This is a genomic window from Bacteroides sp. AN502(2024), from assembly GCF_041227145.1.
Taxonomy (GTDB): Bacteria; Bacteroidota; Bacteroidia; order Bacteroidales; family Bacteroidaceae; genus Bacteroides.
Genome location: NZ_JBGFSP010000005.1, coordinates 1 through 5,706 on the forward strand (window position 1 = coordinate 1; position 5,706 = coordinate 5,706).

General features: G+C 48.1%; 2 tRNA genes and 3 rRNA genes. All 5 read right to left on the reverse strand.

The features are described from left to right. Window positions 1-52: 52 nt before the first annotated feature. Window positions 53-163: ribosomal RNA gene (rrf, locus tag AB9N12_RS16730) — 5S ribosomal RNA — on the reverse strand. A gap of 76 nt (window positions 164-239) precedes the next feature. Next, a 23S ribosomal RNA gene (locus AB9N12_RS16735) occupies window positions 240-3,127 on the reverse strand. A gap of 159 nt (window positions 3,128-3,286) precedes the next feature. Further along, a tRNA-Ala gene (locus tag AB9N12_RS16740) sits at window positions 3,287-3,360 on the reverse strand. Window positions 3,361-3,416: 56 nt separating this feature from the next. Continuing rightward, window positions 3,417-3,493: transfer RNA gene (locus AB9N12_RS16745), tRNA-Ile, on the reverse strand. Between the two features lie 221 nt (window positions 3,494-3,714). Further along, window positions 3,715-5,241: ribosomal RNA gene (locus AB9N12_RS16750) — 16S ribosomal RNA — on the reverse strand. Together the 16S, 23S and 5S rRNA genes with 2 tRNA genes alongside form the textbook arrangement of a ribosomal RNA operon. Window positions 5,242-5,706: the final 465 nt, after the last annotated feature.

Genomic DNA, 5,706 nt, shown 5'->3' on the forward strand with positions numbered 1-5,706 from the left:
ACCAAACACAGCAAGCCCCTTGACTCACTTTAGAATCAAGGGGCTTCTTCAAAAACGGCGGCTACCTACTCTCCCACTGTTACGCAGTACCATCGGCGTGACGAGGCTTAACTTCTCTGTTCGGAATGGGAAGAGGTGGAACCCTCGTGCTATAACCACCTGAATAAAGTCATGACATGATGAAAAGTAAAAATTCAGTTATTACAAGCTAAATGTATACAACCAACCACTACATCTCCGAAAGAAAGTCGACGGGCAATTAGTAATGCTCGGCTTTGATGTTACCACCTTTACACCTGCATCCTATCAACGTCATCGTCTTTGACGACCCTGAGAAATCTAATCTTGTGGCTGGCTTCGTACTTAGATGCTTTCAGCACTTATCCAATCCCGACTTAGATACCCGGCAATGCACCTGGCGGCACAACCGGTAAACCAGAGGTCAGTCCAACACGGTCCTCTCGTACTAGTGTCAGAGCCACGCAAATTTCATACGCCCACGATAGATAGAGACCGAACTGTCTCACGACGTTCTGAACCCAGCTCGCGTGCCACTTTAATGGGCGAACAGCCCAACCCTTGGAACCTTCTCCAGCCCCAGGATGTGACGAGCCGACATCGAGGTGCCAAACCCCTCCGTCGATATGAGCTCTTGGGAGGGATCAGCCTGTTATCCCCGGAGTACCTTTTATCCTTTGAGCGATGTCCCTTCCATACGGAAACACCGGATCACTATGCTCTAGTTTCCTACCTGATCGACTTGTAAGTCTCCCAGTCAAGCGCCCTTATGCCATTACACTCTGCGGACGGTTACCAATCGTCCTGAGGGCACCTTTAGAAGCCTCCGTTACGCTTTTGGAGGCGACCACCCCAGTCAAACTACCCACCAAACAGTGTCCTCCAGTAAAGGAGTTAGAACTCAAATAATCAAAGGGCCGTATTTCAACAGCGACTCCACAGATACTGGCGTACCCACTTCATTGTCTCCGGCCTATCCTACACATCAATTACCCAAATTCAATGTTAAGCTATAGTAAAGGTTCACGGGGTCTTTTCGTCCCATCGCGGGTAATCGGCATCTTCACCGATACTACAATTTCACTGAGCTCACGGTTGAGACAGCGTCCAGATCATTACACCATTCGTGCAGGTCGGAACTTACCCGACAAGGAATTTCGCTACCTTAGGACCGTTATAGTTACGGCCGCCGTTTACTGGGGCTTCAATTCAACGCTTCTCTTGCGATGACGTCTCCTCTTAACCTTCCAGCACCGGGCAGGTGTCAGGCTGTATACATGATCTTTCAATTTTGCACAGCCCTGTGTTTTTGTTAAACAGTTGCCTGGACCTATTCTCTGCGCCCAACTCACGTTGGGACCCTTTATCCCGAAGTTACAGGGTCAGTTTGCCTAGTTCCTTAACCGTGATTCACTCAAGCGCCTGAGTATATTCAACCCGACTACGTGTGTCCGTTTGCGGTACGGGTACCTTAGGGATTAAGTTTAGCGGATTTTCTCGGGAGTATGGTTACACGCGCTATTGGATTGTTCCGAGGAACGCTCCATACTATCAGGTTCGACTCTCTTTGTGGATTTGCCTGCAAAGATCAACATCTACAACCTTCAACGGACTATTCCGTCAGTCCGCGGCGTTGTCACGACTCCGTCTCCACGTCACTCCATAAGGTAGTACAGGAATATTAACCTGTTCTGCCATCGGCATCACCATTCGGCTGAGCCTTAGGACCCGACTAACCCTGATCCGATTAGCGTTGATCAGGAAACCTTAGTCTTGCGGCGAGGGGGTTTCCCACCCCCTTTATCGTTACTTATACCTACATTTGCGTTTCCACACGCTCCAGCAAGGCTCACGCCCCACCTTCGACGCTGAGTGGAATGCTCCCCTACCGATGTCAATTCAATACTGACATCCCATAGCTTCGGTAAATTGCTTTATGCCCGATTATTATCCACGCCAAACTCCTCGACTAGTGAGCTGTTACGCACTCTTTAAATGAATGGCTGCTTCCAAGCCAACATCCTAGCTGTCTTAGCAATCTGACTTCGTTAGTTCAACTTAGCAATTATTTCGGGACCTTAGCCATGGTCCGGATTCTTCTCCTTTAGGACATGGACCTTAGCACCCATGCCCTCACTCCTGTGATCAAACTAATGCGCATTCGGAGTTTATCAAGACTTGATAGGCGGTGAAGCCCTCGCATCTTATCAGTCGCTCTACCTCACATTAGTAACCCACAAGGCTGCACCTAAATGCATTTCGGGGAGTACGAGCTATCTCCAAGTTTGATTAGCCTTTCACCCCCACCCTCAGCTCATCCGGAAGCTTTTCAACGCTTATCGGTTCGGTCCTCCAGTTAGTGTTACCTAACCTTCAACCTGGCCAAGGGTAGATCACTTGGTTTCGCGTCTACTCCTTCCGACTAACCGCCCTGTTAAGACTCGCTTTCGCTTCGGCTGCATGTCTCAAGACACTTAACCTCGCCGGAAAAAGTAACTCGTAGGTTCATTATGCAAAAGGCACGCCGTCACTGCATCAAGCAGCTCCGACCGCTTGTAGGCGCACGGTTTCAGGGACTATTTCACTCTTCTGTTCGAAGTGCTTTTCACCTTTCCCTCACGGTACTGGTTCGCTATCGGTCTCTCGGAGTATTTAGCCTTACCGGATGGTCCCGGCGGATTCACGAAGATTTCCCGTGTCCCGCGCTACTCAGGATACCACTACGCTTCATTCGGCTTCGAATACCGGACTATCACCGTCTATGGTTTCATTTTCCAAAGAATTCTTCTCACCGAATTTCATGCGATATCGTGGTCCTACAACCCCGGTATTGCCGTAACAATACCGGTTTGGGCTAATCCCCGTTCGCTCGCCACTACTTGGGGAATCATTATTATTTTCTCTTCCTACAGGTACTAAGATGTTTCAGTTCCCTGCGTTTGCCTCCATCTGAAAATGGATGGTGTTCCTTCAGAACACCGGGTTGTCCCATTTGGAGATCTCCGGATCAAAGGTTATTTGCACCTTCCCGAAGCTTATCGCAGCTTATCACGTCCTTCATCGCCTCCGAGAGCCAAGGCATCCGCCATGCGCCCTTATTTACTTTCTTTCAAACGTCTTGTCCGTGTACCGGTATTGACATTGGAATTGCTTCCATTTATCAATATTGCATACGCGGACACGTACGGTTTGATATATACTTTTAGCTCTTACTAAAATTTTACTTTTTGTACATCATGTCAAAGATCGTTTCTCATTGCTGAGACTGTGGAGAATAACGGATTCGAACCGTTGACCCTCTGCGTGCAAAGCAGATGCTCTAGCCAGCTGAGCTAATCCCCCAAGAAGTGATTCAAGAATATCGGTCAAGGCTCGCGCACATGGACATATCTTGAGCTTGGTAGTCCCAGGCAGAGTTGAACTGCCGACCTCTACATTATCAGTGTAGCGCTCTAACCAACTGAGCTATAGGACTAGTTCAACCTTGTCTACCTGTATGTTAGACTCGGCTTCTGTTTTCTCTCGTGTTGATCTATATCTATACTTCTATAGATGGTTGATCTATATCATAAATAAACAAGTACCAGTAGTACAAAAAAAACAGAACCTTGAAAGGTATCCGGGTGGAGATGGACCTTACATACGATACATATTAAACATACGATAAGGACATCCACCACTACGGCATCACTCCAGAAAGGAGGTGTTCCAGCCGCACCTTCCGGTACGGCTACCTTGTTACGACTTAGCCCCAATTACCGGTTTTACCCTAGGACGCTCCTCGCGGTTACGTACTTCAGGTACCCCCGGCTTTCATGGCTTGACGGGCGGTGTGTACAAGGCCCGGGAACGTATTCACCGCGCCATGGCTGATGCGCGATTACTAGCGAATCCAGCTTCACGAAGTCGGGTTGCAGACTTCGATCCGAACTGAGAGAGGTTTTGAGGATTGGCATCCTGTCGCCAGGTAGCGGCCTTCTGTACCCCCCATTGTAACACGTGTGTAGCCCCGGACGTAAGGGCCGTGCTGATTTGACGTCATCCCCACCTTCCTCACATCTTACGACGGCAGTCTCTTCAGAGTCCTCAGCATCACCTGTTAGTAACTGAAGATAAGGGTTGCGCTCGTTATGGCACTTAAGCCGACACCTCACGGCACGAGCTGACGACAACCATGCAGCACCTTCACAAATGCCTTGCGGCGGACCAGTCTCCTGATCATTCATTTGCAATTTAAGCCCGGGTAAGGTTCCTCGCGTATCATCGAATTAAACCACATGTTCCTCCGCTTGTGCGGGCCCCCGTCAATTCCTTTGAGTTTCACCGTTGCCGGCGTACTCCCCAGGTGGAATACTTAATGCTTTCGCTTGGCCGCTTACTGTATATCGCAAACAGCGAGTATTCATCGTTTACTGTGTGGACTACCAGGGTATCTAATCCTGTTTGATACCCACACTTTCGAGCATCAGTGTCAGTGACAGTCCAGTGAGCTGCCTGCGCAATCGGAGTTCTTCGTGATATCTAAGCATTTCACCGCTACACCACGAATTCCGCCCACCTCTACTGTACTCAAGACTGCCAGTTTCAACTGCAATTTTACGGTTGAGCCGCAAACTTTCACAACTGACTTAACAGCCCACCTACGCTCCCTTTAAACCCAATAAATCCGGATAACGCTCGGATCCTCCGTATTACCGCGGCTGCTGGCACGGAGTTAGCCGATCCTTATTCATACGGTACATGCAGAGTCCCACACGTGGGACCGGTTATTCCCGTATAAAAGAAGTTTACAACCCATAGGGCAGTCATCCTTCACGCTACTTGGCTGGTTCAGACTTCCGTCCATTGACCAATATTCCTCACTGCTGCCTCCCGTAGGAGTTTGGACCGTGTCTCAGTTCCAATGTGGGACCTTCCTCTCAGAACCCCTATCCATCGTTGTCTTGGTGGGCCGTTACCCCGCCAACTAACTAATGGAACGCATCCCCATCGATAACCGGATTCCTTTCACAGCATCCCCATGCGGGGATGATATGGCATCGGGTATTAATCTTTCTTTCGAAAGGCTATCCCCGAGTTAACGGAAGGTTGGATACGTGTTACTCACCCGTGCGCCGGTCGCCATCAAAGGTTTGCAAGCAAACCTTCATGATGCCCCTCGACTTGCATGTGTTAAGCCTGTAGCTAGCGTTCATCCTGAGCCAGGATCAAACTCTTCATTGTAAAAATATCATTCGAATATCCAATCAAGGATATCATATTGCTCTGTTCAGGACGCCGTAATTTCATTGACCTTTATTACAATACCTGTGCCTGTACATATATTTAATATATACCAGACAAGTATTGACGGTTCTATTTCTTTACTTGTACTACTTGTATTGTTTATCAATATTTCAAAGAACTGACGTGTCAGAAACACGCGCTTTCTTTTAGAAAGCGGATGCAAAGATAAGGACTTTTATTTATTAACTCCAAACTTTTTTGAAAGTTTTTTGTCTTTATTTTCAAGGTACCTTATGCGGCAAGCATCATGTCAAACCTGTCAGGCTGTCCTCCCTCGGAAAGCGGGTGCAAAAGTACAGACTTTTAATCTAGATCCAAATATATTCGACACTTTTTTCTGAACTTTTTTGCATATTTATACTAGCACGCTCATTGACGACGATGTTGTAGAACATGATTTTT